The sequence below is a fragment of the Kitasatospora sp. NPDC022856 genome (genome assembly GCF_055561235.1).
Window position 1 is genome coordinate 193,519 of sequence record NZ_JBVHHE010000003.1, and the last position, 25,822, is coordinate 219,340.

Here is a 25,822-nt window from a genome sequence, read left to right on the forward strand (position 1 = left end):
GAAGAGAGAACGATGGCTGTGCATTCGGAGCGGGTGCAGACACAGTCCCCGGACACAGGGAAGGCTGCTGTGGCCACTATTGAGACGAGCGTCGCCGGCGGCGCCGAGGGCACTCCGAAGAAGAGCACCAGAACAGCGGGCGGACCGGGCTTCGGCACGCGGTTCGCCCCGTACCTGCTGCTGCTGCCGGCCACCGTGGTGACCCTGGGCCTGCTGGGCTGGCCCCTGCTGAAGACCGTGCTGGTCTCGTTCCAGAACCTGAACGCGCGCCAGCTCGTCCAGCACCTGACCGAGTGGAACGGCTTCGAGAACTACACCGAGCAGCTGACCAACGCCGACTTCTGGGCGGTCACCGGCCGGACGGTGGCGTTCACCCTGGTCAACGTGGTCCTGATCATGGTCGGCGGTTCGCTGGTCGGCCTGCTGCTCAACCGGCTCGGCAAGAAGATGCGGCTGGTGCTCTCGGTCGGCCTGCTCCTCGCCTGGGCCATGCCGGTGGTCGCCGCGACCACCGTCTACACCTGGCTGTTCGACACCCGCTTCGGTGTCGTGAACTGGTTCCTGGACCAGCTGGGCTGGCACTCGATGGCCGCCTACAACTGGACCGGCAGCCAGTACTCCACCTTCTTCGTGATCATCCTGCTGATCGTCTGGGGCTCGATCCCCTTCGTGGCGTTCAACATGTACGCCGGTCTGACGACCATCCCGAAGGAGCTCTACGAGGCGGCCCGGATGGACGGCGCCGGCCCCGCCAAGATCTTCACCTCGGTGATCTTCCCCAGCCTGCGGCCGTTCTTCCTGGCCACGACCTTCCTTGAGGTCATCTGGGTCTTCAAGGCCTTCACCCAGGTCTACGCGATCAAGGCGGGCGGCCCCGACTCGCTCACCCGGACGCTGCCCGTCCACGCCTTCCTGGAGGGTTCCGGCGCCCAGCACTACGGGACCGGCGCCGCGATCGCGGTGCTCACCATCCTGATGCTCGGCGTGCTGATGGCGTACTACTTCCGGATCATTCTGAAGCAGGAGGACGAGCTGTGAGGCGCTCGCTCATCGGACGTACCTGGCCGAACGTGATCGCGCTCGTCCTCTTCGTCTTCTTCATCTTCCCGGTCTACTGGATGGTCATCACGGCCTTCAAGGACGACAAGGACATCGTCAGCCGGACGCCGGTCTTCCTGCCGATCCACGCGACGTTCGACCACTTCACCACGGCGGTCAACGCGCCCAAGTTCTGGACGTACGTCACCAACAGCTTCACGGTGACGGTCGTCGCGGTGCTGATCTCGCTGGTGATCGCGACCCTGGCGTCCTTCGCCATCGCCCGGATGCGGTTCCGCGGCCGCAAGGCCTTCGTCCTGGTCGTGATGGCGGCGCAGATGGCGCCCTGGGAGGTCATGACCATCGCGGTCTACCTGATCGCCCGCGACAGCGAGATGCTGAACAGCCTGGTCCCGCTGACCGCCTTCTACATGATGATGGTCCTGCCCTTCACCATCTGGACGCTGCGCAGCTTCATCGCCGCCGTCCCGAAGGAGCTGGAGGAGTCGGCGATGGTGGACGGCTGCACCCGCACCCAGGCCTTCGTGAAGGTGATCTTCCCGCTGCTCGCCCCGGGCCTGATGTCGACCTCGCTGTTCGGCTTCATCACCGCGTGGAACGAGTTCCCCCTGGTCCTGATCCTGAACAAGACCGAGGGGCAGACCCTGCCGCTCTGGCTGTCCTCGTTCCAGACCAACTTCGGCACCGACTGGGGTGCCACCATGGCCGCCTCGACGCTGTTCGCCCTCCCGGTGCTGATCCTCTTCGTATTCCTCCAGCGCAAGGCCGTCGGCGGCTTGACCGACGGTGCAGTGAAGGGCTGACGCGACGTGAGCATCCTTGTCCCCACCCTCCCGGCCAGCGACCAGCTGCACCGTGACGCGCTGACCGTCCTGCAGCCCGGCTTCGTCGGCACCGAGCCCCCGGAGTGGGTCCGCCGCCACCTCGCGGCCGGCCTCGGTTCGGTCGCGCTCTTCGACCGCAACGTCACCGGTCTCGACCAGCTGTCGGCGCTCACCAGGGCGCTGCGCGAGGAGAACCCCGACCTCCTGATCGCGATCGACGAGGAGAGCGGCGACGTCACCCGCCTGGAGGCCGGCTCCGGCTCCTCCTGGCCGGGCAACTTCGCCCTCGGCGCGATCGACGACCCGGCGCTGACCCGCGACGTCGCCCGCGAGCTGGGCCGCGCGCTGGCGGCCGCCGGCGTCAACTACAACTGGGCGCCCACCGCGGACGTCAACTCCAACCCGCGCAACCCGGTGATCGGCGTCCGCTCCTTCGGCGCCGACCCGGAGCTGTGCGCCCGGCACACCGCGGCCTGGGTCGAGGGCCTGCAGTCGGCCGGCGTGGCCGCCTGCTCGAAGCACTTCCCCGGGCACGGCGACACCGCGGTCGACTCGCACCACGGCCTGCCGGTGATCGACGTCGACCTGGCGACCCTGCGCGCCCGCGACCTGATCCCGTTCCAGGCCGCCATCGCGGCCGGGACCAAGGCCGTGATGACGGCCCACATCATGATCCCGGCGCTCGACCCGAAGCTGCCGGCCACGCTCAGCCCCCGCGTGCTGCGCGACCTGCTGCGCGCGGCCCCGGCCGACGGCGGCCTCGGCTACCAGGGCCTGATCGTCAGCGACGCGATCGAGATGGGCGCCATCGCCGACACCTTCGGCATGGGCGAGGGCACCGTCCTGGCCCTGGCGGCCGGTGCGGACGCGATCTGCGTCGGCGGCGGGCTGGCCGACGAGGACACCGTGCTGCTGCTGCGCGACGCCATCGTGGCGGGTGTGCGGGCCGGCAAGCTCCCGGAGGAGCGGCTGGCCGAAGCCGCCGACCGGGTGCGCGCGCTCGGCAGCTGGGGCCGGATCGCGGCCCAGGGCGAGCGACTGGAGCCCGATCTGGCGGTCGGCCTGCGGGCCGCCCGCCGCGCGCTGCGGGTGGTCCGGGCACCGGGCCGGGAGGCCCTACCGGTGACCGAGCGCCCGTACGTGGCCTCGTTCTCCGACGAGCCCAACATCGCCGTCGGCGCGGTGACCCCGTGGGGCGTGGCCGACATGCTGGCCGACCGCTTCCCCGGCACCCGCACCCGGGAGGTCGGTCCGAAGGACGCCGCCCCGGAGCAGCTGGACGCGCTGGTCGCCGAGGTGGTGGCCGGCGCCGAGGGCCGCCGCCTGGTGCTGGTGGTCCGCGACGCGCACCGCTACGCCTGGATGTCCGCCGCGCTGTCCCGGCTGGTGGCGGCCCGCCCGGACGCCGCGGTGGTCGAGATGGGCCTGCCGCAGTCCGAGCCGGTCGGCGCGCTCCACATCGCCACCCACGGCGCCGCCCGGGTCTGCGGGCTGGCGGCCGTCGAGGTGCTCACCGGCCAGTCGGGAGCGATCGGCTGAGGTCCCGTCGGACCGTGACCCCGGGGGCCGGGAAGGCCTCCGCGAGCGGGCCCGTCATGCGCATGGCGCATGACGGGCCCGTTCCGTTTCCCGCCGTTGGCCCCGCGGCGTCCCCGGATGACGGTGTTCCCTCAAATCAGCCTTAAGACAGCCTTAAGTTCTACTTAGGGTGATGGCGTCGCAACTGATCGCCACGGGCTACAACAGGTCTGCAACGTCCTTGTCGGCCAGGCCATTTGGCGTTGACACCGCCAGTGGTCTAGGCCAGGCTCCAGTCCATCCGGTTCGAACTTCAACCTCACCGGATGTGGTATAGGCCCTTCCTGAAGCACTTCGCCGTCCCCGCCCGGATCCCTCCCGGCGGACGCGTCATCACGCTGCCGGCGGGCACAGGCTCTAGCACCCTCGGAGGATGGCGTGAAGAAGCGTCAGCTCATGGCGACGTTCGGGATCCTGGCGCTCGCCGCCGGATTGACGGCCTGTTCCTCGGGCGGCTCGCCCTCGGGGGACGGCAAGGCCGCCACGGCGGACCCGAAGTCCGCCACCGGCACGGTCACCGTCTGGCTGATGGACGACGCCCAGAAGAACTGGCCGGACCTCGTGCAGCGGGTGAACGACGAGTTCGCGGCGAAGTACCCCAACGTCACCCTGCGGCTCGCCTACCAGGGGTGGGCCGACAAGGTCGGCAAGCTGGACAAGGCGCTCGCCGAGGGCAACGCCCCCGACGTGGTGGAGCTCGGCAACACCGAGACCATGAAGTACGTGCTCGCCGGCGCTCTGGCCCCGGTGGAGCGTTCCAGCTTCGACAACTCGGACGCCTGGATCAAGGCGCTCGCCAATACCTGCACCTACCAGGACAAGCTCTGGTGCGTGCCGTACTACGCGGGCGCCCGGGTCGCCATCTACAACGCGACGGCCTTCCAGGCGGCCACCGGCAGCGCGGAGTTCCCCAAGACCGAGGACGACCTCAAGGCGGCCCTGGACAAGGTCGCGGACAAGAACAAGGCCGACAAGGGCTACTCCGCGCTCTACCTGCCCGGCCCGTACTGGTACGCCGCGATGAGCTACGTCTCCGCGTACGGCGGCGCCATCGCCCGCTTCGACAGCGCCGGGAACTGGCACGGCACGCTCAGCGACCCGAAGTCCCAGCAGGGGCTGAACCACTTCGTCGACCTGGTGCGCAAGTACAACAAGGGCGACCTGGCGGTCAACGAGCAGAACCAGTTCGAGGCGATGGCCCGCGGCCACGCCGGGGCCTTCTACGGCAACGGCTACGAGGCCTCCAGCGTGACCGCGCCGGTCACCGGCGACCCGACCCTCAAGGACGCCGTCAAGCTGGCCACCATGCCCGGCCCGGGCGGTAAGCCGCTGCCGACCTTCATCGGCGGCTCGGACCTCGCCGTCACCGCCAAGTCGCCGTCGGCCGCGCTGGCCACCGACTGGGTCCGGATGTTCACCAGCACCAAGTCCCAGCAGGCGCTGGCGGACAAGGACATCCTGCCGAACAACCTCACCCAGCTGAACCCGCTGAAGAGCAAGCCGGCGACCGCCGCCGCGGCCAACGCGGTGCCGGACGCCTGGTTCACCCCGCTGGCGCCGGGCTGGGGCGCGATCGAGAAGCAGAAGATCCTGCCCGACATGCTCACCGCGATCCTCAAGGGCAACAAGCCGGTGGACCAGGCCGCCAAGGAGGCGGACGCCGCGATCGACCAGCTGATCAACAAGCAGGGCTGAGCCGCGCCGGCGGGGCCGGCGCCCCGGGGGAGAGCCCCTTCCGGACCACCGGGAGGGGCTCTCGGATGTGCCGCGCGGGGGAGTCCCCGTACGATTGCCGCAGGAATCACGGAACCACCGCAGCGAGTGTGCGGACTCGCCGCCGTAGAGGTCCTCGCCGGGCATCCCCGTCCGGGCGGGGTCGAACCATCTCATCGGAGGCACATCCTGATGTCCGACCCGCAGACTGCTCCCGTCCCCGGCCGGATCATGGCGGCGGAGATGGCCGAGCAGCCGGCCGTCCTGCGGCGCATCCTCGACGAGGGCGCCCCGAAGATCTTCGACATCGCGGCCCGGATCGCCGCCCGCAACCCTCGCTTCGTCCTGCTCACCGCGCGCGGCACGTCCGACAACGCGGCGCTCTACGCCAAGTACCTGGTCGAGATCCTGCTCGGCAAGCCGGCCGGTCTGACCTCGATGTCCACCACCACCGCGTACGGCGCCAAGCCGGACCTCACGGACGTGCTGGTCGTCACCGTCAGCCAGTCCGGCGGCTCGCCGGACCTCGTCGCCTCCACCAAGGCGGCCCGCGAGGCCGGTGCGATCACCCTGGCGGTCACCAACAACGCCTCCTCGCCGCTCGCCGAGGTCTCCGAGTTCCACATCGACGTGCTGGCCGGCCCGGAGAAGGCGCTGCCCGCCACCAAGACCTACACCGCCGAGCTGCTCTCGCTCTACCTGCTGGTCGAGGGCCTGCGCGGCGGCGACGGCACGGCCGCCCGCGAGCTGCCGGAGCTGGCCGCCGGCATCCTGGCCCGGCAGCCCGAGGTGAAGGCCCTGGCCGAGCGCTACCGCTTCGCCCAGCGCCTGGTCATCACCTCGCGCGGCTACGGCTACCCGACCGCCCGCGAGGCGGCGCTGAAGCTCATGGAGACCACCTACATCCCGGCCTCCCCGTTCTCCGGCGCCGATCTGCTGCACGGCCCGCTGGCCATGGTCGACAACGTCTCCCCGGTCATCGCGATCGTCCCGGAGGGCAAGGGCGGGGAGGCCCTGCAGCCGGTCCTGGACCGCCTGCGCGGCCGCGGCGCGGACCTGGTGGTCATCGGCCAGCGGCAGCAGGTGGACGCCGCCTCGGCGGGCTTCGTGCTGCCGGCCGGCGTACCCGAGGAGGTCCAGACGATCCTGGAGATCCTGCCGCTGCAGCTGCTGGCCTACGAGGTCACCATCGCCCGCGGCCAGGACCCGGACGCCCCGCGCGCCCTCGCCAAGGTCACCGAGACGCACTGAGCGCGGGCGCCACGACGCCGCACCCCCGTCCACGGGCCGTGGACGGGGGTGCGGCGTCTGAGCGGCCGGAGCGGTCCGCGGGTGTCCCGCCGGGGCGGGGAGCGCCCCCGGCCGGGGGCGGGAAGCACTACGGGCCACGGCGCCGACACGGGACCCTCAACCCATGCGGCACCGCAGCCCGGAGCTGTCGTCGGGCACCGGGACGACCGAGAACTGTGCGGGGTCCTCGCTCGGCGGTATCCGACCGAGGAGCGGCGTCGCGCGGTCAGGGCAGTTGCGCGGCGGCCTCTCCTTGGTGCTCTTTCATTGTGGACTAGACCAATCTGGGTTGTCCAGGGGACCCCGAAAATTGGTCTGGACAACCTACGGTCACCCGCGCGCGGACGGGTGCGCCACGTCCGCGCCCGGGACCTGGAGCTACGCTCGCCATGTGCCCTCGCTGAACGAACTCGTCCGCCGCCACACCACCCTGACCGGTGCCGACGTGGACTGGCTCCACATGCTGGTCTCGGAGTGGCAGCTGCTCTCCGACCTCTCCTTCGCCGACCTGGTCCTGTGGATCCCCACCTGGGACGGCATCCGGTACGTCTCGGTGGCCCAGATGCGGCCCAACACCGGGCCCACCTCCTACCAGGACGACATGGTCGGCCACCTCGTCCCGCGCGGCCGCCGGCCCCTGCTGGACGCCGCCTTCGACGAGGGGCGGATCGTGCGCGAGGGCGATCCGGAGTGGCGCGAGGAGGTGCCCGTCCGGGTCGAGTCGATCCCGGTGCGGCGCGAGGGCAAGGTGCTCGGCGTGATCGCCCGCAACACCAACCTGCTGACCGTCCGCACCCCCAGCCGGCTCGAACTCACGTACCTGCAGAGCGCCTCCGACCTGGCCCAGATGATCGCCGCCGGGACGTTCCCGTACCACGGTGTCGAGCAGACCGACATGGACGCCGCCCCCCGGGTCGGCGACGGCCTGATCCGGCTCGACGCCGACGGCATCGTCACCTACGCCAGCCCCAACGCGCTCTCCGCCTACCACCGCCTCGGGCTCACCACCGACCTGGTCGGCAGCCACCTCGGCCGGGCCACCGCCGAGCTGGTCCCGCCCTCGCGGTCGGCGGTGCACGAGGCACTGGTGAAGCTGGCGAGCGGCTGGGCGCCGCGCCAGACCGAGGTCGAGGTGCAGGGCGGGGTGGTGACCCTGCGGGCGATCCCGCTGAAGCCCAAGGGCACCCTGACCGGCTCCCTGGTGCTCTGCCGCGACGTCACCGAGCTGCGGCGGCGCGACCGCGAGCTGATGACCAAGGACGCCACCATCCGGGAGATCCACCACCGGGTGAAGAACAACCTCCAGACGGTGGCGGCCCTGCTGCGGCTGCAGTCCCGCCGGATGGACTCGGACGCCGGCCGGGCCGCGCTGGACGAGGCGGTCCGCCGGGTCGGGTCGATCGCGATCGTGCACGAGACGCTCTCCCAGGCGCTGGACGAGCAGGTCGCCTTCGACGAGATCGCCGACCGGGTGCTGGCCATGGTGATGGAGCTGTCCCAGGACGGCCGGGTGGCGACCCGGCGCAGCGGCAGCTTCGGCATCCTCTCCGCCGAGGTGGCCACCCCGCTGGCGATGGTGCTCACCGAGCTGCTGCAGAACGCGCTGGAGCACGCCTTCGGGCCGTCCGCCTCCGGGAACCTGGAGGTCAGCGCGTTGCGCGGGCGGGCCCCGGCCACCGGCATGGGCTGGTCGGACAGCTGGAACGGCGGCGCCCGGCCGGAGGAGTACCTGCTGATCACCGTGCAGGACGACGGCCGGGGCATGCCGGAGGGATTCGACCCGCAGCAGGCGGGCAACCTCGGGCTGCAGATCGTCCGGACCCTGGCCACCGGGGAGCTGGGCGGCACCTTCGACATGGTGGCGGGACCGAACGGCGGCACCAAGGTGATCCTGGAGATCCCGGTGCCCTGAGCCGTCCCGGCTCGACGGACACGGCGCGGCCCCCGAGGCGCAGTGGAGTGTGCCGGGGGCGTGTACCCGGAACGGGCGCCGGGTGCGCACCTCCGCACCACCGCAGGTGGCCATCGGGAGGCGCCCCGAACGGCGGGTGGCCGCCGCGCGTGACCGGGCGCGGAAACAGAAACGAGGCCCTGTCGACCGGGGGGGGTGGGTCGACAGGGCCTCTCAACCCGTTCCGGCCGTCGGGGGGAGTCGGCCGGAACGGGGGCTCTGGGTGATACGACACCTCACCGGTGCGTTGCACACGGTGAGCGCCTCAGCTCCACAATATTGCTCTAAGTGAACAGTATCAAGTGCCTGGGCGGCCCGGTGTCGTCGGACCGTGTCGAGCAAGGTCCTTTGTACGGAAGGCTTCGCCAGGAAGTGCAGGGAAGCCCTTGATCATGTGTTGATCGGCACTGCGGTCACTACTGGTGTTACGGCGTGTGATCAGGCGGTGCGGGCGCGGTTGCGGGCAGCGCGGCGCTTCATCGCGCGACGCTCGTCCTCGCTCATACCGCCCCAGACGCCGGCATCCTGGCCGGTCTCGAGCGCCCACTGCAGGCACTGCTCCATGACCGGACAGCGGCGGCACACGGCCTTGGCTTCCTCGATCTGCAGCAGAGCAGGACCGGTGTTCCCGATCGGGAAGAAAAGCTCCGGGTCCTCTTCGCGGCAGACAGCGCGGTGGCGCCAGTCCATGGTCGTCCAACTCCTCCTGCCGGCGGGGGTGACCCGATCGGCATAATCGATGGCTTGTGAATGTGAACGCTTTCACGAATCCCGCAACAGCAAAAGAGACCAAAGGCCCATCGGGCCCGGGTGGTCTGTGCTGGGGAGGGATTCGGCGATTCGAGGGACACTCCGCGGTCGGCACCCGCCAGGGTCTGTGGTTGCCGTCGCTGCGATGTGTCCCGATCGCCATGTAGAGGTTCGCAAACCTCGGGCCCGGATACAACCCCCTTCAGGGAGGAATTTTTGATTCTTCGGTGTCGCCTAGCTCACAGCCAGTACTTCTATGGAGTGAAGGGGGCTTGTGCGTTCGAGAAGAAGGGAGAATCCTCCTTCCAGTCACACAATCACACGCAGTGCCCGCCGTACGCCTGTGAAACTGACGCGACTCCTGTCTCCAAGGTGGTCCCCGTCCACCTGGAATGGGGCCGGTTCCTGCGAAACCAAGGTGAAGTGCCGAGCGTCGTGGTAGGAGACGACGTGCTTTCCGGACGGGCCGGCAGGGGCGGCGCCATCGGCCGAAGGCGTGTGCGACCGCAGGATCTGACGGACCGTTCGAGCGGTGCCGAACGCGGTCATCCGGGTGATGCCGAAGACATCGAGGTCCGTGTCGAAGGAGGCGAGCGGGGAGGGATAGACCGGGCGGTTGCCCAGGAACGTCCACGGCGAGGTGTTGCTGACTATGGCCAGCACCAGGCCCGGCACCGGCGCCCGGCCGGGCAGTTGCAGGGTGACGGGGCCCGATCGGCGCTGCTCACGCTGGGTGACGTAGTGCCGGAGCGCCTGCCCGACGTAGAGCGCGTGGGTCGACCTGCGCCCCGCTCTGCGCTGCTCCTCCACCCGGCCCACCACGCCCGCGTCGAAGCCGAGGCCGGCGGTGAAGGTGAACCAGCGGTCCGGCAGCCCCTCCGTCATCGCCTTGCCCAGGCCGATCGGCCGCTCCCGGCGCTGGTCCAGGGCGTTCAGCAGGGCCCCGGTGGCCTCCACGGGGTCGTTGGGCAGACCCAGCGCGCGGGCGAACACATTGGTCGACCCGCCGGGCACCACGGCCAGCCGGGGGACCTTCTCGCCCGGGCCGTGCGTCAGCAGTCCGTTGACCACCTCGTTGACCGTGCCGTCGCCGCCCAGGGCCACCACCAGGTCGACGGCGCCGTCCTCGACCGCCTCGCGGGCCAGGTCGCGCGCGTGGCCGCGGTACTCCGTCTGGGCCACTTCCAGCTTGAGGTCGCTGCGCAGGGCATGGATCAGGACATCCCTGGTGCGGCCACTGGTGGTGGTCGCTTTCGGGTTGACGACCAGGAGAGCGCGCATGTGCTCAGCCTACGGGGCGGTACGGACCAACCGGCGGCTACCCTGCTGGAGTGACCGCAGAATCCTCCGCACCCGTACCCGCGCCCGGCGCCGACCGGCCGGCGGCCCTGACCGCGGGCGCCGCCATCACCGCCCTGGAGGGCGCCGCACTCGCCGTCGTCGGCGTCTGGGACATGGTGTCCGCCGTGTCCGGCGACTCCAGGCAGCTCGCGCTGAACGAGTTCGGCGGCCTCGTGATCGTCCTGCTCGGCGTGCTGCCGCTGCTGGCCGCCCGGGCGCTGCTCAAGGGCCGCCGCTGGGGCCGCAGCCCGGCGGTGCTGACCAACTCGATCTGCCTGCCGGTGGCCTACTACATGTGGCAGACCGGCGGCGCCATGGTGGCCGTCGGGGCGGCGATCGGCCTGCTCGGGCTGGCCGGCATCGGCGCCCTGCTCAGCCCGAAGGCGACGACGGCCCTCTACGCTCCGCACGAGGGCTGAGCGCGGAGGGCCGGCGACGGCGGCCGCTGAGCGGCCGTCAGTCCTACTCCTCCACCAGGAGCTTCTCCCGGAGCTGGGCCAGGGTACGGGCCAGCAGCCGGGAGACGTGCATCTGCGAGATGCCCACCTCGGCGGCGATCTGCGACTGGGTCATGTTGCGGAAGAACCGCAGCACCAGGATCTTCTGCTCCCGGGGCGGCAGTTGGGCCAGCAGCGGCTTGAGGGACTCGCGGTACTCGACGCCCTCCAGTGCCTCGTCGGTGGCGCCCAGGGTGTCCGCCACGGCCGGCGACTCGTCGTCGCTGTCGGGGACGTCCAGCGACAGCGTGGAGTACGCGTTGGCGGACTCCAGGCCCTCCAGCACGTCCTCCTCGGAGATCCCCAGGTGCTCGGCCAGCTCGTGCACGGTGGGGGAGCGGCCGTGCCGCTGGGAGAGCTCACTGGTCGCCGTGGTCAGCGACAGCCGCAGCTCCTGGAGCCGGCGCGGTACCCGGACCGCCCAGCCCTTGTCCCGGAAGTGGCGCTTGATCTCGCCGACGATGGTCGGCGTCGCGTAGGTGGAGAACTCGACCCCGCGTTCGTGGTCGAAGCGGTCCACCGACTTGATCAGTCCGATGGTGGCGACCTGGGTGAGGTCGTCCAGCGGCTCGCCCCGGTTGCGGAACCGCCGGGCCAGGTGCTCCACCAGGGGGATGTGCATCCGCACCAGCTGGTTGCGCAGCTCGACGCGCTCCGCGGAGCCCTCGGGCAGCGCGGACAGCCGGACGAACAGGGCCCGGGCCGCCTCCCGGTCCGGCGCCCCCGAACGGTGCGGCGCCTGCGAGGGCACCGCACCGCGCAGCGCCTCGGCCGCGTCGGGCACCGGGGACTCCGGGGCCGCGGACGGCGGCGAGGGCGTGGGCGACGGATCAGACGTCGGCTCGGTCGGCTGGCTCATCCGGTGGGCGTCCTTCGGGTGCGCTTCGTCGTTGGCGGCGAGGCCGGGAACGCTCGCCTGGGTCGGTACGGCAGGGCCCGCCGTCGCGAGGCCGGTACGGTCCAGATCACTCACGGCCATTCCCCCGTTCCGTTCCGGGAGCACCGGGACCTGGGGCGGTCCCGGATTCGTCTCGTTGGTCGTACCGCGTGGTGGGCGGTACCGGGAGCCGTCCGCCGGCCCGGGTGGCGCCGGACGGACGGCTCTTGTTCGGTGCTGCTGTGGCGGCCCTAATGGGCGGCGGACCCGCCGCGCTTCTTGTGCAGGCTGATCGAGACGGTGTTGTCCTCGGCGACCGAGGACTCCACCTCGCCGGCCAGCGCGGAGAGCACCGTCCAGGCGAAGGTGTCCCGTTCCGGGGCACGGCCGTCCGTGGTCGGGGCGGAGACGATGACCTTCAGCGAGTCGCCCACCAGCCGGAACTCGCAGGAGAGGACGGAGCCGGGCACCGCCTGCTGGAGCAGGATGGCGCAGGCCTCGTCCACCGCGATCCGGAGGTCCTCGATCTCGTCCAGCGTGAAGTCCAGCCGGGCCGCCAGCCCCGCCGTCGCTGTTCGCAGCACCGAGAGGTAGGCCCCCGCCGCGGGCAGCCGGACCTCCACGAAGTCCTGTACTCCGGGCTCGCCGTCGATCTGGGACACCCTCACCTCCTGGGTGACGCGCTGTGCTTCCGGGCCGGTGGCCGCGGCACTGTCTGTTGCTTGGCTCAACTGCTTCGCCCCAACTGTCCAGAGGGGTGGTGCGGTACGTACCGGTCATACCCCGGGAGGGGTGGTCGGACGCCGCGCATCCGCCCGAGACGTTACCGCTATCGGTGGGCGGATGTCGCGATCCGGTCCCGCCTTCACGGGAACGAGCGACACCGGGTGCGAGGGTCACTCATGGTAGGCCCTCGCGACGCAGGGTGGCAGCCCCCGGGAGGGACTCGTGGCACCCGGTCGGTCAGCGGGTGCCGGCCGCGGTGAGCGCCGGGCCGGTGAGCCGGTGCACGGTCCACTCGTCCATCTGCACCGCGCCCAGCGACTTGTAGAAGTTGATCGAGGGCTCGTTCCAGTCCAGCACCGACCACTCCACCCGCGAGTAGCCGCGCTCGACGGCGATCCGGGCCAGCTCCAGCAGCAGCGCCTTGCCGTGGCCGCCGCCGCGGGCCTGCGGGCGGACGTAGAGGTCCTCCAGGTAGATCCCGTGCGTCCCGCGCCAGGTCGAGAAGTTGAGGAACCAGACCGCGAACCCGACCGGCTCGCCGGTGGCGTCGTCCTCGGCGACCAGCCCGAACACCGCCGGGGCGGCGCCGAACAGCGACTCGCGCAGCTGTTCCTCGGTGGCGACCGCCTCGTGCGGTGCCTTCTCGTACTCCGCGAGTTCGCGGATCATGGCGTGAATGACCGGGACATCGGTGACTACGGCGGTGCGGATCATGCCACGAGCCTACTTGGCCCGCCCGTCCTCGTCCCAGGCCTGGATCGAGGTCTGGTCGACGATCCGGCCCTCCCGCAGGTCGGCGACCGAGGTGACCAGCACCCGGACCCCGTCGGGATAGCGGCAGGACTCCATGAAGGCGAGGCGGTCGCCGTCCAGGACCACACGCTCCAGCGTGTGGCGCGTCTCCCGGCCGTAGACGTCGTTCAGCAGGGCGCCGATCTCGTCCCGGCCGTGCACCACCAGCGGGTGGCTGGGCTGGGTCTCGCGGTCGACCACGCGCAGTTCGGCGTCGTCCGCGTACAGCGCCAGCAGCGCGTCGGCGTCGCCGCGCTCGATGCCCTCGCGCAGCACGCCGGTGTCGAAGGCGGACGGCGCGGCCATGGTGCTCATGTTCTCGCTCCTCCGGTCGGTTCCGTCGGCTCGTACCTCCGAGCGTACGCCCGCCCCGCCGCGGCTCAGCCGGCCGTCACACCGCGCAGGTGGGCCGCGAGCGCGGTGATCGCGGCCGGGTTGCGCGGGCTCTCCACCAGGTCGACGTAGTCCAGGACGAAGATCCGCCCGTTGCGGACGGCGGAGACGCCGGCCAGCGGGGGGAAGGACGTGAGGAACTTCCGCTTGGCCTCGGCGTCCGGGGAGCCGTAGTTGTTGATCACGATCACCTCGGGGTCGCGCTGGACCACGCTCTCCCAGCCCACGGTGGTCCAGGAGTCGGCGAGGTCGCCCATCACGTTCTCCCCGCCGGCCCTGGCGATGATCTCCTGGGGCGCGGCGAACTTCCCCGAGGTGTACGGCTTGTCCTCGCCGCTGTCGTACAGGAAGACGCGCGGCCGGCGCTCGGGCTGCGGGACGGCGGCGACCTGCGCCCGGAAATCGGCGATCAGCGCGTCGGCCCGGTCCCGGACGTCGAAGATCTCGCCCAGGTTGGCCAGGTCGGTGTAGAGCGCGTCCAGCGGGGACATCACCCCGCGCTCGGGGCCCTTGCCGCTGCGGCAGGACTCGCTGAGCACGTACGAGCCGATGCCGAGACCGGCCAGCGCCTGCGGGGTGAAGCCGCCGGCCTCGTCGAAGCCGTAGTGCCACCCGGCGAAGACCAGGTCGGCCCTCGCCTCCAGCGCGATCTCCTTGGTGATCTGCTGCTTGGAGAGCCACCTGGCCTGCTGGTAGCCGTCCTTCCAGGCCACCTTGTCGACCTGGCCCTTGTCGTCGGGCATCACGTAGCCGGCCATCCGGTCGGCCAGGCCGAGCGCGAACATCAGCTCGGTGATGCCCACGTCGTTGGTCACCGTCCGGGCCGGCTTCCGCTCGAAGGTGACCTTCGTACCGCAGTTGTCGACGGTCACCGGGTAGTGGGCGGAGCCGGCGGCGGCGTCCCCGGCGGGGGCGATCTCGGCGCCGCAGGCGGTCAGTGCGAGGGTGAGCAGGGCGGCGGTGGCAACGGCCTTGGTACGCATGGGGTTTCCTCAGCAGGGGGAGTCAGCGGAGTCGGCGGGGTCGGCGGAGTCGGCGGGGCCGGGGGAGGTCCGGCCGAGCCGGTCGAAGAGCAACTGGACGGCGCCGGTCCCAGGGTGCTTCACGGGCGTCGCGCGGACGCCGAACACCTCGGCCAGCAGGGCCGGCTCCAGGACCTCGGCCGGCGGTCCGGAGGCGACGATCCGGCCGGCCGCGATGACGTACAGCAGGTCGCAGTGGCCGGCCGCCAGATTGAGGTCGTGCAGGGCCGTGAGCACGGTCGTACCGGCCTCCCGGACCAGCGCCAGCACCTCCAACTGGTGGGCGATGTCCAGGTGGTTGGTGGGCTCGTCGAGCACCAGCACCCGGGGCTCCTGGACCAGCGCGCGGGCGATCAGCACCCGCTGCTTCTCGCCCCCGGACAGGCTCAGGAAGCCGCGCCCGGCCAGGTGGTCCGCGCCCACCCGCCGCAGGGCGCGGGCGCACCGCCCGGTGTCCTCGGCGGTCGGCCGGGCGAAGCCGCCGCGGTGCGGCAGCCGGCCCATGCCGACCACCTCGGCCACCGTGAAGTCGAACTCGGCGGAGTGCTCCTGCGGCAGCGCGGCCACCCGCCGGGCGGCCTCGCGGGCGGCGAGCGCGTGCAGGTCCTCGCCGTCCAGCCGGACGGCGCCGGCGGCCGGGCGCAGCGCCCGGTAGACGCAGCGCAGCAGGGTCGACTTGCCGCTGCCGTTGGGCCCGACCAGGCCGACCACCTGCCCGGCGGCGGCGCCGAGGGTGACGTCGTGGACCAGCCGGGTGCCGGCCAGGTCCACCGAGACGCCGTCGAGGGCGAGATCCATCAGCGGCCTCCGAAGGTGTAGCCGCGACGGCGCATCAGCAGCAGGAAGCAGGGCACCCCGAGGACGGCGGTGACCACCCCGACCGGCAGTTCGGCCGGTGCCAGCAGGGTGCGCGAGACGATGTCCACCCAGACCAGCAGCAGCGCCCCGGCGAGCGGCGCGACCAGCAGCACCCGGCGGTGCGCGGCGCCGACCAGCATCCGGGTCAGGTGCGGCACCATCAGGCCGACGAAGCCGATCGCGCCGCTGACCGCGACCACGGTGCCGGTGACGGCGGCCGTCACCACGAACAGCTCGCGGCGCAGCCGGTCGCCGTCCACCCCGAGCGAGGCCGCCGTCTCGTCGCCCATGGCGAGGGCGTCCAGCCGCCCGGCCGCGCCGGCCAGGTAGGCGAGACCGGCCAGCACGGTGGCGGCGGCGATCGGGACGGACCCCCAGGTCGCCCCGCCGAGGCTGCCGAGCAGCCACATCATGGCGCTGCGGGCGGCCTCACCGCGCGCGGCGCCGAACACCATCAGCGCCGTCACCGCCGAGAACCCGTAGGACATCGCGGTACCGGTCAGCACCAGCCGCAGCGGGGTGAGCCCGTACGCCGTCCGGGCGGCGGCGTACACCAGGACCATCGCCAGCAGGGCGGCGGCGAACGCGGAGACCGAGATCGCCCAGACCCCGAGCGAGGCGAACGCGCCCAGCAGCAGCACGGCGTTGGCGCCGACCGAGGCGCCGGAGGAGATGCCCAGCACGAACGGGTCGGCCAGCGCGTTGCGGACCATCGCCTGCACCGCGACCCCGGTGGCCGCGAGCCCGGCGCCGACCACGGCGGCCAGCACCGTGCGCGGCAGCCGGATCTCCCAGACGATCGCGTACCCGGCGGCCTCCCCGGCGTCGAGCCGACCGCCCGTCAGTCCGGCGCCCAGCAGCCGCAGGACGCGGGCCCAGCCGAGTCCGGAGGCGCCGAGGGCCACCCCGCAGACCAGCGAGAGCAGCAGCGCCGCGAGCAGGCCGGCGGCCAGCGCCGCGACGGGTATTCGACGGGCCGCCGGTACGGGGGCCGGTGCGGTCACTGCGGTGCTCACGGGCGGCGCGCCTTCGTCTCGGGCCGCGGACGGCAGCGAGGCGGCGCGCCCGGGCACGGAGCTGCCGGGGCGCCATCCCCTCGCAGTCCACGGCGAGTTGTCGGGAGATCGGCGTCCCAGGGCGATCGGGCTCGCGGGCACAGGGCTCCGCCCACCGTTGCGGGTCAGCGCCGGACTCACACCGGACTTCTCCCTCGGACGCCCTGGCAGCATAACAAGCGCCGGGCCAGAGCGACCCTTACCGGGTTCGCGCGCGAAAACGCGCGACCGCCCCCGTCCGCGCTGCGGACGGGGGCGGTCGGCGGTGCCTGATCGGTGATCAGGCCTGCTTGGTCTCCCAGAAGATCTTGTCGACCTCGGCGATCAGGTCGAGCAGGGCCTGGCCGGTGGCCGGGTCCGTCGACGCCTTGGCGGCCGAGGCGGCCTTCAGGGTGTCGTTGATCAGCTGGTGCAGCTGCGGGTACTTCTCGAAGTGCGGGGCCTTGAAGTAGTCGCTCCACAGCACCGAGATGTGGTGCTTGACGGCCTCGGCGCGCTGCTCCTTGATGATCAGGGCGCGGGTGCGGAACGCCGGGTCCTCGTTGGCCTGGTACTTCTCCTGGGTGCCCTTGACCGACTCGGCCTCGATCCGGGCCTGCGCGGGGTCGTACACGCCGCAGGGGAGGTCGCAGTGGGCGTGGGCGGTGGCGCGCGGTGCAAACAGACGAGAGAACATGGGAGTCCTTCCTTAGATCGTCTTCCCGCGAGCGAGATTACCCTTCCGGGCACCGGGTTTCGCGGCCGGGCGGCGGGCCTAGGGCAAAAGGCGGAGCCGGAACCGGGCCAATTCGGGCATCGGCCGCGGACGGCCCGTACGGCAGACTGGACGCGGCGAGCCGGGAGGAGCAGGCGTGGCGCGGATGACGGAACCGGAGGGCGGCACCCCGGGGGGTGGCGCGCCGTTCGGGCTGATCGACGTGGCGGGGCCCTCGATGGTGCCGACCCTGCGCGAGGGCGACCGGCTCCTGGTCAGGTACGGCGCGCGGATCAGACCGGGGGCGGTGGTGGTGTTCCGTCACCCCTTCCAGCAGGACCTGCTGGTGGTGAAGCGGGCCGTCGAGCGGCGGGCCAAGGGCTGGTGGCTGCTCTCCGACAACCGGCCGGTCGACAGTGACAGCCGCAGTTACGGCGCCGTCCCGGACGAGCTGGTGCTCGGCCGGGTGCTGCTGCGGCTGCGCCCGCGCCCGGCCTGGCTGGCCCCGGGGCACCGGCTGGAGCGACTGCTGCTGGCCGGCCCGCCGGCCCGGATCCCGGGCCTCGCCCGCCGGCTGGGCGTCTGGGTCGACCCCGGCGCCTGGTAGCCGGGGTACCGGTCAGCCCCCGGCCCGGGCCGAGGCGTCCTGGGCCTCCTGCCGCTTGCGGGCCCGGTACGCGGCGACGTTGGCGCGGGTGGCGCACCGGTCGGAGCAGTACCGCCGGGAGCGGTTGGTGGAGGTGTCCAGGTAGGCGTTGCGGCAGGGCGAGGCCTGGCAGATGCCGAGCCGGTCGGCGCCCAGCTCGGTCAGGTGGACGGCCAGTCCCATGCAGGCGACGGCGCTGAAGTGCGCGGTGGCGGTGGGCGAGTTGTCGGCGAGGTGCAGGTGCCAGCGCGGCCGACCGGCGTCGTCCAGGTAGTCGTGCCCGGAGACCAGCGGGCTGACGGGGTACTCCATCAGCAGGCTGTTCAGCAGGTCGACGCCGCGGATCTCGTCCCCCTCGGCGGCGGCCTCGAACACTCCGCGCAGCCTGGTCCGGACGGCGCGCAGCCGCGGCAGGTCCGACTCGTCGGCGAGCGCGGCGGCCCGGGAGGATTCGGAGAACAGCGACCGCACGGCGTCCACGGAGGTCAGGGTGTCGGTGCCGCGCTCGGGCTCCTCGGTGTTCACCAGCCGAACGGCCCGTTCGGCGTACGAGGCGAGCTCCACGGTGGTCCTTCCAGAGTCGGTAACGGGCTGACTAGCTCCAGCCTATTACCCGGGCGGGGAAAACGTCGGCGCCCGGCAGGACCGGCCTGCCGGGCGCCGTGCCGGTGCGCTCAGAGCACCTTGGAGAGGAACGCGCGGGTGCGCTCGTGCTGGGGGTCGGTGAGGACGTCGCGGGGGTTGCCGGACTCGACCACCACCCCGCCGTCCATGAAGACCAGGGCGTCGCCGACCTCGCGGGCGAAGCCCATCTCGTGGGTCACCACGACCATGGTCATGCCCTCCTCGGCGAGGCCGCGCATGACGTCCAGGACGTCGCCGACCAGCTCCGGGTCGAGCGCCGACGTGGGCTCGTCGAAGAGCATCAGCTTGGGCTTCATGGCCAGGGCCCGGGCGATCGCGACCCGCTGCTGCTGGCCACCGGAGAGCTGCGAGGGGTAGTTCTTCGCCTTGTCGGCCAGGCCGACCCGCTCCAGCAGGGCCATCCCGCGGGTCCGGGCGTCCGCCTTGGACTCGCCCTTGACCTGCACCGGCGCCTCGATGACGTTCTCCAGGGCGGTCATGTGCGGGAACAGGTTGAAGCGCTGGAACACCATGCCGATGTCGCGCCGCTTGAGCGCGACCTCGTTCTCCCGGAGTTCGTAGAGCCGGTCGCCCTTCTGCCGGTAGCCGACCAGCTCGCCGTCGACCCAGAGCCGGCCGGCGTTGATCTTCTCCAGGTGGTTGATGCACCGCAGGAAGGTCGACTTGCCGGAGCCGGAGGGGCCGATCAGGCAGAACACCTCGCCCTGCTTGACCTCCAGGTCGATGCCCTTGAGCACCTGGACCGTGCCGTAGGACTTGTGGACGTCCTCGGCGCGGACCATCGGGCCGCCGTTGCCGGCGTCGGCGGGGGTCTTGGTCAGATCGGTCATACGTGACCACCTCCCTCAAGCCCCGGGACCACGTCGGCGGTGGCCTTCGGGGTGGGCTTCCCGGCGAACAGCCTCCGCAGCCGCTGGATCGGCGTGGGCGGGAGCGTCCGGTTGGAGCCACGGGCGTAGTGCCGCTCGATGTAGTACTGGCCGATGGTCAGCAGCGACGTGAAGAACAGGTACCAGAGGCTGACCACGATCAGCAGCGGGATGTTCTGGTAGTTGCGCGAGTAGATCACCTGGCCGGCCCGGAAGATCTCCTCCAGGGAGATCACGCTGACCAGCGAGGTGGTCTTCAGCATCGAGATGGTCTCGTTGCCGGTGGGCGGGATGATCACCCGCATGGCCTGCGGGAGCACGATCCGCCGCATGGTCTGGAAGCGGCTCATGCCGAGCGCGTGCGAGGCCTCGCTCTGGCCCTCGTCGACCGACTGGATGCCGCCGCGGACGATCTCCGCCATGTAGGCGGCCTCGTTGAGGCCCAGGCCCAGCAGGGCGGCGACGAAGGTCGGGATCAGCACGTTGGTGGACTCGGACCAGAACTCCGGTCCCCACGGTACGCCGATCGAGAGCTTGGCCCAGATCAGGCCGAGGAAGTTCCAGAAGACCAGCTGCACCAGGACGGGCGTGCCGCGGAAGATCCAGATGTACATCCACGCGGTGCCGGAGAGCAGCGGGTTGGGGGAGAGCCGCATCACCGCGAGGATGATGCCGCCGACCACACCCATGATCATGGCGAGCGCGGTCAGCTCCAGCGTGACGAGCATGCCGTGCACGATGCTGTCGTGGAAGAGGTACTTCCCGACGATGTCCCACTTGAAGGCGGGATTGGTGAAGAGGGCGCTCAGCAGCATCGCCGCGAGCAGGGCGATGACGACGGCGCCCGCCCAGCGTCCGGGGTGGCGCACGGGGACGGCCTTGATGGTCTCAGGCCGTCCCTTCGTCGCCTTCCCCTTGTCCAGAGAGTTCACGGTGTGGCCTCGGGGGAGAGAGAGTCAGGCGGAGGGTCAGCTGACGGCGCCGTTGACGGTCGACTTGTCGATCGCACCGGCCTCGACGCCCCACTTGGAGAGGATCTGCTTGTAGGTGCCGTCGTCGATCAGCGACTGCACGGCGCTCTGGACGGCGGGGGTGAGGGCCGAGCCCTTGGCCAGCGCGATGCCGTAGGGGGCGGCGTCGTAGGTGGCGCCGACCTTCTCCAGCTGCCCGCCGGACTGCTTGACCGCGTAGTCGACGACCGGGGAGTCGGCCATCATGAGCTGGTCGCGGCCGGAGACCACGGCGTTGGTGACGTCGGTCTGGAGGTCGAACTTGTCACCGTCGTTGACGATGCCCGGCTTGCCGGCCTGGGCGCAGGCGGGGTTGCGGGTGTCGGTGATCTCCTGCGCCTGCGTGGTGCCGGTCTGGACGGCGACCTTCTTGCCGCACAGGTCGGCGGGGTCGATCTTGTCCGGGTTGCCCTTCTTCACCGCGATGGCGCTGCCCGCGTTGAAGTAGGTGACCATGTCGACGGTCTGCTCGCGCTCCTTGTTGTCCGTCAGGGACGACATGCCGATCTGGAACTTGTTCGACTGGATACCGGGGATGATCGCGGTGAAACCGGAGTCCTGGACGTCGACCTTGAGACCGAGCCTGGCGGCGACCGCGGTGATCAGGTCGACGTCCATGCCCTCGATCTTGCCGTTGTCGGCCTTGAACTCGTTGGGCGCGTACGAGGCGTCCGAGCCGACCGTGAGCTTCCCGGCGGACTTGATGTCGGCGGGGACGAGGGCGACCAGCTTGTCGTCGGCCTTCACCTCGTTGACGGTCGCGCCGGCGTTGGGGGCGCCGGTGCTCTCGTCCTTGCTGCTGCTACAGGCGGTGAGGGCCAGGGAGACGGACGCGAGTACCGCGCCGGCGGCGAGGAGACGGGTGCGCGGGGTACGGGCGGTCATGGGGGATCTCCTCCTGAGGGAGAGGTCGGGCGGAGCGCGCCGCGGGGAGCGGCACACCGGGGCAGCAGGCCGTACGGCGCTGTACGGGGTGTATGTCGCTGTACGTCGTCGAACGGGCAGAGCCGGTCGTGCTGGGCCTGAGCAGGCTTCGCGCAGGGTGGTGCGTGGTACTGCTTCCGCCACCCTCCGCCGAGGTGGACGTTGATCGAACCGCCTCGACCAGTGGCCGGCTCGATCGGAGATGGGGGGAATCCTGCCATCTGATGACGGTCGGATGGCCCTCATTCAGATCAAAATCGGATAACGGGGGGTCACACTGTCCGCTATTCGGACCAATACCGTGTCCCTGTCACCTTGCGTATAAGTATGCAGATCTCCCCGCGCTCTGCCCGGAGGCCCGCCCGTGTGCCCGCCGGACGGGTCCCCCGGCCGCCACGCCCGGTGATGACGCCCGGTGACGGCGCCCGAGACGGTGGCCGGTGACGGCGCCCGGTGCCTGCCCCCGCGCGGCCGCTCAGATGCCGCCGTTGACCACCGCGTTCTGGGCCGCCCCCGCGGCGACGTTCCACTTGGCGAGGATCTTGTCGTACTCGCCGCTGCGGATCAGCTGGTCCACCGCCTTGGTCAGCACGTCGCGCAGGTCGGTGTCCCCCTTGCGCACCGCGATCCCGTACGGGTTCGACCGGGACTGCGCGCCGGTCACCTCGAAGCGGTTGCCGCCGTCGGTGGTCTTCGCCGCGTAGGCGGCCACCGGGAAGTCGTCCAGGCCGGCGGCCGCCGTGCCCGCGGCGACCTCGGCCAGTGCCTTGGCGTCGCTGTCGAACTTGTGGACGGTCAGCGGCTTGCCGCTCCGGCCGCAGGCCAGCACCTGGCGGGCGACGATCTCGTCCTGGGTGGTGTTCTGCTGCACCGCGACGACCCGGCCGCACAGGTCGTCCAGGGTGCGGACGCCCTTGGGGTTGCCCTTCTGGACGATGATCGAGGTACCGGCGATGAAGTAGTCCACGAAGTCCACGCCCGGGTCGACCTGCTTGCCCGCGTCGTCGACGCCGTCACGGCGCTGGCGGATGTCGCTCAGACCGGACATCGCCACGTCGACCTGCTTGGCGTGCAGGTTCGGTATCAGCTTCTCGAACGGGGTGTCGACGACCTCGATCCGCAGGCCGAGGATCTTGCCGACGGCGTTGGCGATGTCGGGGTCGATGCCGTCCGGCTTGCCGTCCGCACCCCGGAAGTCCACCGGCGCGTAGTTGAGGTCCGAGGCGATCCGGAGCACGCCCGCGGTGCGCTGGGCCTGGGGGATGCGGCCCCGGAGCTCCTGGACCGGGTCCTTCGCGGCGGCCTGCTCGTCGCCGCCGCAACCGGTCAGCAGCAGGGCGCCGGCGGTGGCCAGGCAGAGGGCCGCGGCGGCCGGTCGGCGGGGGTGGGCGCGGTGGTGCATGAGGGTGCTCCTGTGGGAGGGAGGTGGTGTCGCCACGCCGTCGCGGAGATGTACGCGAGACGGCGGAAGAAGGGATCCTCCCATCCCGACCTGCCGGTCCCGGCGGCGGGTGTGTCAGAATCCAGTACCGGGTGACCCCCGATGCTCGAACCGGACCACCGAGTCGCGACAGGCTCGGGGTGCGCAGGAACGGAAGTCCACGACGACGCCGACTCCGTATCCGAGGCACCGCCTCCCCGTCGTGTCCTGGTTCACTCCTGCGAGTGCGCGTGCTCGTCCGCTGTTGCCGCCACCGGTGCCCGGTGTTCCAGACACCAGGCACCCCGTCTTTTGGCCGCGATGCGGAGGAAGCACGCGCGACGAGGACGAAAAGGCATAGGTGCGATGCCGTCGTCCGACCTACGCTCGGCCCGGGAAGAAGCAGCAGCACAGCGCAGGCTCAACAGTTACACAACCCTCATTCCGAGGGCGCGGCCCCGACGGCGGCGCCCCGATCCAGCCCTCCCCGGGTCCGCCTCGGCGTACCCGGTTTCAAGTTTCCGGCCGGGTCGTCCGCCCGTCGGCCACGCGTCCTCGCTGATCAATGACGAAGAGGTCATCGTGGCAGCGGAGATCATCCACAGCAGCACCCAGGACACCGTCGATCCGGTCGATGCCGTTTTCGCGCTCCACCGCGGCGGCAAGATGGAGGTCCGGGCGACCGTTCCGGTGCGCGACGCGGACGACCTGTCCCTCGCCTACACCCCCGGTGTCGCACGGGTCTGCACGGCCATCGCCGAGCAGCCGGAGCTGGTGAACGACTACACCTGGAAGGCCAACACGGTCGCCGTCGTCACCGACGGCACCGCGGTGCTGGGCCTCGGCGACATCGGCCCGGAGGCCTCGCTGCCCGTCATGGAGGGCAAGGCCATCCTGTTCAAGCAGTTCGGCGGCGTGGACGCGGTGCCGATCGCGCTCGCCTGCACCGGGGTGGACGAGATCGTCGAGACCGTCGTCCGGCTGGCGCCCTCCTTCGGCGGCGTCAACCTGGAGGACATCTCCGCGCCCCGTTGCTTCGAGATCGAGCGCCGCCTCCAGGAGGCGCTGGACATCCCGATCTTCCACGACGACCAGCACGGCACCGCGATCGTCACCACCGCGGCGCTCTGGAACGCGGCCCGGGTGACCGGCCGGGAGATCGGCACCCTGCGGGCCGTCATCTCCGGCGCCGGCGCGGCCGGGATCGCGATCGCCAAGATGCTGGTCGCCGCCGGCATCGGCGACGTGGCGGTCTGCGACCGCCGGGGCGTCGTGTACGAGGGCCGCGGCGACCTGACCGACGTCAAGGCCGAGATCGCCGCGCAGACCAACCGGACCGGCGTCAAGGGCTCGCTGGCCGACGCGCTGGCCGGTGCCGACGTCTTCATCGGCGTCTCCGGCGGGACCGTGCCGGAGGAGGTCGTGGCCACCATGGCCGAGGGCGCCTTCATCTTCGCGATGGCCAACCCGAACCCGGAGATCCACCCGGAGGTCGCGCACAAGTACGCGGCGGTCGTCGCCACCGGTCGCAGCGACTTCCCGAACCAGATCAACAACGTGCTGGCCTTCCCCGGCATCTTCGCCGGCGCCCTCCAGGTCCGGGCGACCCGGATCACCGAGGGCATGAAGCTGGCCGCCGCCAAGGCGCTGGCCGGTGTGGTCGCCGACGAGCTGACGCCGCAGAAGGTGATCCCCTCGCCGTTCGACGAGCGGGTCGCCCCGGCCGTCACCAAGGCCGTCGCCGAGGCCGCCCGGGCCGAGGGCGTCGCCCGGCGCTGACGCCCGGGCCGGGAGCGCCCCCTGCGGCGGGGGGCGCTCCCGGCCGGCTCCGCGCTCCCGGCCGAACCCGGGACGCGCGTCACAGTCACACCCTGTTCCGGGCCCGGGCCGTCGCCGCTATCGTCCGGACCATGTTTGCTGCCTACGCCGCACGAATCGACGCCGACGACCCGCTGAGCGGGCTGGAGCTGGGCGAACTCCCCGAACCGCAGGCGCGTCCCGGGTGGAGCGTGGTCACGGTCAGGGCCGCCAGCCTCAACCACCACGACCTCTGGTCGCTGCGCGGGGTCGGCCTGCCCGCCGGGAAGCTGCCGATGATCCTCGGCTGCGACGCCGCCGGTGTCGACGAGAACGGCAACGAAGTGGTCGTCCACTCGGTGATCGGCCAGAGCGGCCACGGCGTGGGCCCGGACGAGCGGCGCTCCATCCTCACCGAGCACTACCAGGGCACCTTCGCCCAGCGGGTGGCGGTGCCGACCTGGAACCTGCTGCCCAAGCCGGCCGGGCTCAGCTTCGAGCAGGCCGCCTGCCTGCCCACCGCCTGGCTGACGGCCTACCGGATGCTGTTCACCAACGCCGGCGTGAAGCCCGGCGACACCGTGCTGGTGCAGGGCGCCGGCGGCGGTGTGGCGACCGCCCTGATCGTCCTCGGCAAGGCCGCCGGACTGCGGGTCTGGGTCACCGGCCGGGACGAGGCCAAGCGGGCCCGGGCCGTGGAGCTCGGCGCCGACGCCGCCTTCGAGAGCGGCGCCCGGCTGCCCGAGCGGGTCGACGCGGTGATGGAGACGGTCGGCGCCGCGACCTGGGCGCACTCGGTGAAGTCGCTGCGCCCGGGCGGCACCGTGGTCATCTCCGGGGCCACCTCCGGCCCCAACCCGAAGACCGCCGAGCTGAACCGGATCTTCTTCCTGGAGCTCAGGGTGGTCGGCTCGACCATGGGCACCAAGGAGGAGCTGGCCGGGCTGCTCTCGCTCTGCGCCACCACCGGCGTCCGGCCGCAGATCGACTCGGTGCTGCCGCTCGCCGAGGCCCGGGAGGGCTTCGCCCGGCTCGCCGGGGGCGACGTCTTCGGGAAGATCGTGCTCACCCCCTGAACGCCGGCGGGCCGG

25 protein-coding genes are annotated in these 25,822 nt (G+C 71.4%); 10 read left to right on the top strand and 15 right to left on the bottom strand.

From position 1 onward, the window contains the following. Positions 1-12: 12 nt before the first annotated feature. From ACZ34W_RS05780 to ACZ34W_RS05805, 6 genes are all read left to right on the top strand, one after another. Positions 13-1,038 carry a carbohydrate ABC transporter permease gene (locus tag ACZ34W_RS05780; RefSeq protein ID WP_329489548.1) on the top strand — a complete coding sequence of 342 codons (1,026 nt, stop codon included), beginning with the start codon at positions 13-15 and terminating at the stop codon, positions 1,036-1,038. After that, complete coding sequence (locus ACZ34W_RS05785; RefSeq protein WP_329489549.1) at positions 1,035-1,862, top strand: carbohydrate ABC transporter permease; 828 nt, start codon at positions 1,035-1,037, stop codon at positions 1,860-1,862. The genes ACZ34W_RS05780 and ACZ34W_RS05785 overlap by 4 nt, the downstream gene beginning before the upstream one ends. Before the next feature lie 6 nt (positions 1,863-1,868). After that, complete coding sequence (locus ACZ34W_RS05790) at positions 1,869-3,422, top strand: glycoside hydrolase family 3 protein (RefSeq protein WP_329489550.1); 1,554 nt, start codon at positions 1,869-1,871, stop codon at positions 3,420-3,422. Between the two features lie 435 nt (positions 3,423-3,857). Then, positions 3,858-5,156 carry an extracellular solute-binding protein gene (locus tag ACZ34W_RS05795; RefSeq protein ID WP_396488559.1) on the top strand — a complete coding sequence of 433 codons (1,299 nt, stop codon included), beginning with the start codon at positions 3,858-3,860 and terminating at the stop codon, positions 5,154-5,156. A 210-nt stretch (positions 5,157-5,366) separates the two neighbouring features. Further along, positions 5,367-6,425: an SIS domain-containing protein gene (locus ACZ34W_RS05800; RefSeq protein ID WP_359803214.1), complete on the top strand. Its 1,059-nt coding sequence runs from the start codon at positions 5,367-5,369 to the stop codon at positions 6,423-6,425. Positions 6,426-6,855: 430 nt separating this feature from the next. Further along, complete coding sequence (locus ACZ34W_RS05805; protein ID WP_329489553.1) at positions 6,856-8,376, top strand: sensor histidine kinase; 1,521 nt, start codon at positions 6,856-6,858, stop codon at positions 8,374-8,376. Between the two features lie 477 nt (positions 8,377-8,853). On the opposite strand, the gene ACZ34W_RS05810 is transcribed toward ACZ34W_RS05805, so the two are convergent. Together ACZ34W_RS05810 and ACZ34W_RS05815 are read right to left on the bottom strand one after the other, a co-directional pair. Further along, complete coding sequence (locus ACZ34W_RS05810) at positions 8,854-9,105, bottom strand: WhiB family transcriptional regulator (protein ID WP_014138019.1); 252 nt, start codon at positions 9,103-9,105, stop codon at positions 8,854-8,856. Between the two features lie 369 nt (positions 9,106-9,474). After that, positions 9,475-10,446, bottom strand: a complete 972-nt coding sequence (locus tag ACZ34W_RS05815) for a diacylglycerol/lipid kinase family protein (RefSeq protein ID WP_329489554.1) — start codon at positions 10,444-10,446, stop codon at positions 9,475-9,477. 50 nt (positions 10,447-10,496) lie between these two features. On the opposite strand from ACZ34W_RS05815, the gene ACZ34W_RS05820 reads away from it, so the two are divergent. Beyond that, positions 10,497-10,925 (top strand): hypothetical protein, encoded by a 429-nt coding sequence (locus tag ACZ34W_RS05820; protein WP_329489555.1) that lies wholly within the window; start codon positions 10,497-10,499, stop codon positions 10,923-10,925. A 43-nt stretch (positions 10,926-10,968) separates the two neighbouring features. On the opposite strand, the gene ACZ34W_RS05825 is transcribed toward ACZ34W_RS05820, so the two are convergent. The 8 genes from ACZ34W_RS05825 to sodN all read right to left on the bottom strand — a co-directional run bounded on the left by ACZ34W_RS05825 (position 10,969) and on the right by sodN (position 17,402). Beyond that, positions 10,969-11,976, bottom strand: coding sequence for an RNA polymerase sigma factor SigF (locus ACZ34W_RS05825; RefSeq protein ID WP_329489556.1), 1,008 nt, complete (start codon positions 11,974-11,976; stop codon positions 10,969-10,971). 155 nt (positions 11,977-12,131) lie between these two features. Further along, on the bottom strand, positions 12,132-12,542 hold the full coding sequence (locus ACZ34W_RS05830; RefSeq protein WP_093860582.1) for an ATP-binding protein: 411 nt from the start codon (positions 12,540-12,542) through the stop codon (positions 12,132-12,134). A gap of 301 nt (positions 12,543-12,843) precedes the next feature. Continuing rightward, on the bottom strand, positions 12,844-13,320 hold the full coding sequence (locus tag ACZ34W_RS05835) for a GNAT family N-acetyltransferase (protein ID WP_329489557.1): 477 nt from the start codon (positions 13,318-13,320) through the stop codon (positions 12,844-12,846). A 9-nt stretch (positions 13,321-13,329) separates the two neighbouring features. Continuing rightward, positions 13,330-13,713, bottom strand: a complete 384-nt coding sequence (locus ACZ34W_RS05840) for a nuclear transport factor 2 family protein (RefSeq protein ID WP_329489558.1) — start codon at positions 13,711-13,713, stop codon at positions 13,330-13,332. Between the two features lie 65 nt (positions 13,714-13,778). Continuing rightward, complete coding sequence (locus ACZ34W_RS05845) at positions 13,779-14,774, bottom strand: ABC transporter substrate-binding protein (RefSeq protein WP_465602068.1); 996 nt, start codon at positions 14,772-14,774, stop codon at positions 13,779-13,781. A gap of 9 nt (positions 14,775-14,783) precedes the next feature. Further along, the gene (locus tag ACZ34W_RS05850) at positions 14,784-15,611 is read right to left on the bottom strand and encodes an ABC transporter ATP-binding protein (RefSeq protein ID WP_465602070.1); all 828 of its coding nucleotides are present in this window, start codon (positions 15,609-15,611) and stop codon (positions 14,784-14,786) included. Beyond that, the gene (locus ACZ34W_RS05855) at positions 15,611-16,687 is read right to left on the bottom strand and encodes a FecCD family ABC transporter permease (protein WP_465602072.1); all 1,077 of its coding nucleotides are present in this window, start codon (positions 16,685-16,687) and stop codon (positions 15,611-15,613) included. The genes ACZ34W_RS05850 and ACZ34W_RS05855 overlap by 1 nt, the downstream gene beginning before the upstream one ends. Before the next feature lie 319 nt (positions 16,688-17,006). Next, a complete protein-coding gene (gene sodN, locus ACZ34W_RS05860; RefSeq protein ID WP_063347853.1) occupies positions 17,007-17,402 on the bottom strand; it encodes a superoxide dismutase, Ni in 396 nt (131 codons plus the stop codon). 184 nt (positions 17,403-17,586) lie between these two features. Here sodN and sodX point away from each other — a divergent pair, with 184 nt between their 5' ends. Continuing rightward, positions 17,587-18,027: a nickel-type superoxide dismutase maturation protease gene (gene sodX / locus ACZ34W_RS05865; RefSeq protein ID WP_359803320.1), complete on the top strand. Its 441-nt coding sequence runs from the start codon at positions 17,587-17,589 to the stop codon at positions 18,025-18,027. Positions 18,028-18,039: 12 nt separating this feature from the next. On the opposite strand, the gene ACZ34W_RS05870 is transcribed toward sodX, so the two are convergent. From ACZ34W_RS05870 to ACZ34W_RS05890, 5 genes are all read right to left on the bottom strand, one after another. Next, positions 18,040-18,630 (bottom strand): CGNR zinc finger domain-containing protein, encoded by a 591-nt coding sequence (locus ACZ34W_RS05870; protein WP_465602074.1) that lies wholly within the window; start codon positions 18,628-18,630, stop codon positions 18,040-18,042. 110 nt (positions 18,631-18,740) lie between these two features. Beyond that, positions 18,741-19,541 (bottom strand): amino acid ABC transporter ATP-binding protein, encoded by an 801-nt coding sequence (locus tag ACZ34W_RS05875; RefSeq protein ID WP_329489563.1) that lies wholly within the window; start codon positions 19,539-19,541, stop codon positions 18,741-18,743. Further along, positions 19,538-20,512 (bottom strand): amino acid ABC transporter permease, encoded by a 975-nt coding sequence (locus ACZ34W_RS05880; protein WP_465602077.1) that lies wholly within the window; start codon positions 20,510-20,512, stop codon positions 19,538-19,540. Before ACZ34W_RS05880 ends, ACZ34W_RS05875 begins: the two co-directional genes overlap by 4 nt. Positions 20,513-20,548: 36 nt before the next feature. Further along, complete coding sequence (locus ACZ34W_RS05885; protein ID WP_465602079.1) at positions 20,549-21,475, bottom strand: ABC transporter substrate-binding protein; 927 nt, start codon at positions 21,473-21,475, stop codon at positions 20,549-20,551. A gap of 514 nt (positions 21,476-21,989) precedes the next feature. Beyond that, positions 21,990-22,916: an ABC transporter substrate-binding protein gene (locus tag ACZ34W_RS05890; protein ID WP_329489566.1), complete on the bottom strand. Its 927-nt coding sequence runs from the start codon at positions 22,914-22,916 to the stop codon at positions 21,990-21,992. A 600-nt stretch (positions 22,917-23,516) separates the two neighbouring features. Here ACZ34W_RS05890 and ACZ34W_RS05895 point away from each other — a divergent pair. Both ACZ34W_RS05895 and ACZ34W_RS05900 read left to right on the top strand, forming a co-directional pair. Further along, positions 23,517-24,713 carry an NAD(P)-dependent malic enzyme gene (locus tag ACZ34W_RS05895; protein ID WP_329489567.1) on the top strand — a complete coding sequence of 399 codons (1,197 nt, stop codon included), beginning with the start codon at positions 23,517-23,519 and terminating at the stop codon, positions 24,711-24,713. 131 nt (positions 24,714-24,844) lie between these two features. Beyond that, positions 24,845-25,807 (top strand): zinc-binding dehydrogenase, encoded by a 963-nt coding sequence (locus ACZ34W_RS05900; RefSeq protein WP_465602082.1) that lies wholly within the window; start codon positions 24,845-24,847, stop codon positions 25,805-25,807. Positions 25,808-25,822 lie beyond the last annotated feature (15 nt).